The organism is Mesorhizobium sp. M7A.F.Ca.US.002.01.1.1 (assembly GCF_004022955.1).
Classification (GTDB): domain Bacteria; phylum Pseudomonadota; class Alphaproteobacteria; order Rhizobiales; family Rhizobiaceae; genus Mesorhizobium; species Mesorhizobium ciceri.
In genome coordinates this window covers 1-3,397 of sequence record NZ_RZQE01000564.1, presented here as the reverse complement: position 1 = coordinate 3,397, position 3,397 = coordinate 1, and the positions used below count along the sequence as shown (strand labels likewise).

The following is a 3,397-nucleotide window of genomic DNA, read 5'->3' as shown; positions in this document are numbered from 1 at the left end:
AGCTGGAACGGCCGCCAGCGGACATGCACGTCGACATCGCCGACGGCGGCGATTGCCCTGTCGAGCCGCTTCTGGCCGATGAAGCACCAGGGGCAGACGACATCGGAAACCACATCGACGGTGATGGCGTTCAATTCGCTCATCTCGATCTCCTGATCCCTCAGTTGGGTTTGCGCCACCATGTTGGCAGTTGATACCCGAATATGGGCGTCTTTTGCGGATGTTCCAGGTAGTTCCAGTAGGCGATCCATTGCTGCGTGTTGTACTGCATCGGCACCATGTAGTTGCCGGAGATCAGCAGCCGGTCGAGAACGCGAACGGCGGCAACATAATCCTCCTTGGAGCGGGCGCGCAGCATCGCCTCGATTGCCGCGTCCACAGCCGGATCGGCGACGCCGGCGAGATTGAACGAGCCTTCCGTCCGGGCGGCAGTCGAACTCCAGCGCCCGCTCTGCTCGATGCCGGGTGACAACGAATTGTTGAAGCCGCTCGATCCGACCAAGACCTCGAAATCGAAGCGCTGCTTGCGCGACTGGATCTGATCGCCGTCGAGGCTGCGAATGGTGAGATTGATGCCGATCTTCTCCAGCGTGCGCTGATAGATGCCGGCAAGGCGCTCCTCGTCCTGCGAAGCGGTCAGGATCTCAAAGCCGAAGGGTTTGCCTTCGGGATCAAGCATCGTTCCATTCTGCACGTGGTAGCCGACACTTTTCAAAAGATCGAAAGCTGCCTTCACGACGCGCCGATCCTGGCCCGATCCGTCGGTCACCGGCGGCCGCCATGTGCCGTCCATGACATCGGCCGGCACGCGGCCGGGGTAGGGCGCCAGAAGCGCTTTCTCCCTGTCGTCGGCCGGATGGCCGAGCGCGGAAAGCTCGGAATTCTGCCAGTAACTCATCGTGCGCGTGTATTTGCCGCCGAACAGGTTCTTGTTGGCCCATTCGAAGTCGTAGAGCATGCCGAGCGCGCGCCGCACGACCGGGTTGGCGAATTTCGGCAACCGCGTGTTGAACAGGAAACCGGTCACCACCGGCGGAATGCCGGTGTCGAAGGTTTCGGCGATCACGTCGCCCTTGTGGAAGGCCGGAAAATCGAGATCGCGCTCGCGCTTCACCGGATCGCTGTCGTCATCGATGGCGCAGAGGCCTTTCTTGAACGCTTCGAGCTTGGCGTTGGCGTTGAGGAAATACTCGATGGTGATCTGGTCGTAATTGTCGAAACCGCGCTTGGCGGGGACATCCTTGCCCCAATAGTCCGGGTTGCGCTTGAAGACGATGCGCTGGCCTGGCTGCACCTGCGCGATCGTATACGGACCGCTGCCGATCACCGGCTTGAGCGTCGTCCTGTCGAAGGTCTCCTTGTCAAAGGCGTGCTTCGGGATGATCGGGGTCAGCGCGATGATCAGCGGGAATTCGCGATCGGCCTTGTCGTTGAAGGTGAAGCGCACGCTGTGGTCGCCGGTCTTTTCGAGCTTGGCGACCCTGGCCATGCGGTCGCTGTAAGGCGGGCGGCCTTTGTCGGTGTAGACATCATAACTGAACAGCACGTCCTCCGGCGTCACCGGCTGACCGTCCGACCATTTGGCCTTCGGATTGAGATGGAACTCGATGCTCTTGCGCTCCGGATCCATGTCGGCGCTGTCGGCCAACAAACCGTAGAGCGTGAAAGCCTCGTCGGCATTGCGCTGCATCAACGGCTCGAAGACCAGATTGCCGAAGATCGTATCCATCATGCCGCGCGCCGTGGTGCGCAGGCTCTTGAGGATGAAAGGGTTGAGATTGTCGAAGCTGCCGACGACGCAATAGGTGATCGAGCCACCCTTCGGCGCGTCGGGATTGACGTAGTTGAAATGCGTATAGTCGGGCGGCAGCGCCGGCTCGCCCTGCATGGCGATGGCGTGCTTCGGCTCCGAGGCGGCCGGCTGATGCGAAAGGGCGAGAAACGATATCGCGGTGATCAGCCAAACAAGAACGCGGCCCATGACCGTCTCCTTACTGGGCGGCTTGATGATTCGGACTGCACCCTAGCATGGCGCCACCGCGCTCCGGCCAGATACATCAGCCCAAATCGCACGGCCCAAATCGCACGGCCAAGAATCGCAGGCGCCGGGCTGGATTCGGCCTCGCTTGCAGTGTAACACGCCCTCCGAAGTCATTCTGTTGCCTCATTTCGGCAACAGGTAGCTGGACCACACGGCACGAAGAAGCCGGTCCCGGGATCATTTGAGAGGAAGTGCACGACATGACGAGCCTGAACAGCAACGCGTACCGCCTGTCGGTCATGGCCGCTGGCGTGGTCGGCTTTCTCGGCGCAGGGCTTCCCGCCGCTTCCGCACAGCAGCAGCAGCAGCAGATTCCGCAAGGCTGGTTCAAGGCCTGCACCAAGCAGGAAGACGTCGACATCTGCAACGTCCAGAACATCACCACTGCCGGCAATGGCCAGCTGGTCACCGGCGTCAGCCTGATCGAGCTCAAGGGCAAGGTGAACCGCAAGGTGTTCCAGGTGACGGTTCCGACCGGCCGTCTGGTGCCTCCCGGCATCGGCCTGCAGATCGACACCGGCAAGGCGCAGAAGCTCGACTATGTGATCTGCTTCCCGGATCGTTGCGTGGCCGAAGTGCCGCTGACCGATCAGCTCGTCGCGGCATTCAAGAAAGGCCAGGCGATCACGCTGACTTCCGTCAATTTCCAGAACCAGCCCAATCCGATCAAGATCGCCCTGCAGGGCTTCAGCGGCGCCTATGACGGCCCGGCGCTGCAGCAGTCGGACATCGAGGACAGGCAGAAGAAGCTTCAGGACTTCGTCGCCAAGAACAACCAGGATTTCGCCAAGAAGCTCAAGGAAGAGCAGGACAAGGCGAAGACCGCCAACTGATCGGCCGATATCGCCGAGCCAACAAAAAAGCGGGGTTCATGCCCCGCTTTTTTTGTGATTGTCTTCCAGCAGGCTAATGCGTGGACTGCCGTTTCGGCTGGTAGCCGCCGTCCGGCCTCTTGTCGAACATCTCTTTGATCTGCGGATGCCGGACCGGCTCACCCGACTGATCCTCAAGCAGATTCTGCTCGGAGACGTAGGCGATGTATTCGGTCTCCGAATTCTCGGCGAGCAGATGATAGAAAGGCTGATCCTTGCGCGGCCGCACGTCGGCGGGGATGGCTTCGTACCATTCGTCGGTGTTGGCGAATTGCGGATCGACATCGAAAATGATGCCCCTGAATGGAAACAGCCGGTGGCGAACCACCTGTCCGATTGCGAATTTGGCTGTTTTCATCGTACTCACCACTGAATTCCTTGAGCTTATTTGGCGCAGACCGCGCATCAATTCAATCCCGAGGCGCTTGACGCCCTATTAAGCAACGGGCTAGCCCGGCGCCAGGGTTTCGGACCAGCATAAAAA

General features: G+C 60.3%; 4 protein-coding genes. 1 reads left to right on the top strand and 3 read right to left on the bottom strand.

Annotated features, from left to right (window positions below; genetic code table 11):
- Together EN932_RS31965 and EN932_RS31960 are read right to left on the bottom strand one after the other, a co-directional pair.
- Positions 1-143 (bottom strand): DsbA family protein (locus EN932_RS31965; protein WP_206618983.1); only part of this gene is annotated, 143 nt, incomplete at its 3' end.
- Between the two features lie 17 nt (positions 144-160).
- The gene (locus EN932_RS31960; RefSeq protein WP_127368244.1) at positions 161-1,981 is read right to left on the bottom strand and encodes an extracellular solute-binding protein; all 1,821 of its coding nucleotides are present in this window, start codon (positions 1,979-1,981) and stop codon (positions 161-163) included.
- 260 nt (positions 1,982-2,241) lie between these two features.
- Here EN932_RS31960 and EN932_RS31955 point away from each other — a divergent pair, with 260 nt between their 5' ends.
- Positions 2,242-2,874 (top strand): invasion associated locus B family protein, encoded by a 633-nt coding sequence (locus tag EN932_RS31955; RefSeq protein ID WP_127368243.1) that lies wholly within the window; start codon positions 2,242-2,244, stop codon positions 2,872-2,874.
- A 73-nt stretch (positions 2,875-2,947) separates the two neighbouring features.
- Here the strand turns inward: EN932_RS31955 and hspQ are convergent, their stop codons facing one another.
- Positions 2,948-3,271, bottom strand: a complete 324-nt coding sequence (gene hspQ, locus EN932_RS31950) for a heat shock protein HspQ (RefSeq protein ID WP_027161605.1) — start codon at positions 3,269-3,271, stop codon at positions 2,948-2,950.
- Positions 3,272-3,397: the final 126 nt, after the last annotated feature.

Coding starts and splice junctions, on each gene's coding strand:
- hspQ (WP_027161605.1), bottom strand. CDS start 3,271: ATGAAAACAGCCAAATTCGCAATCGGACAGGTGGTTCGCCACCGGCTG.
- EN932_RS31960 (WP_127368244.1), bottom strand. CDS start 1,981: ATGGGCCGCGTTCTTGTTTGGCTGATCACCGCGATATCGTTTCTCGCC.
- EN932_RS31955 (WP_127368243.1), top strand. CDS start 2,242: ATGACGAGCCTGAACAGCAACGCGTACCGCCTGTCGGTCATGGCCGCT.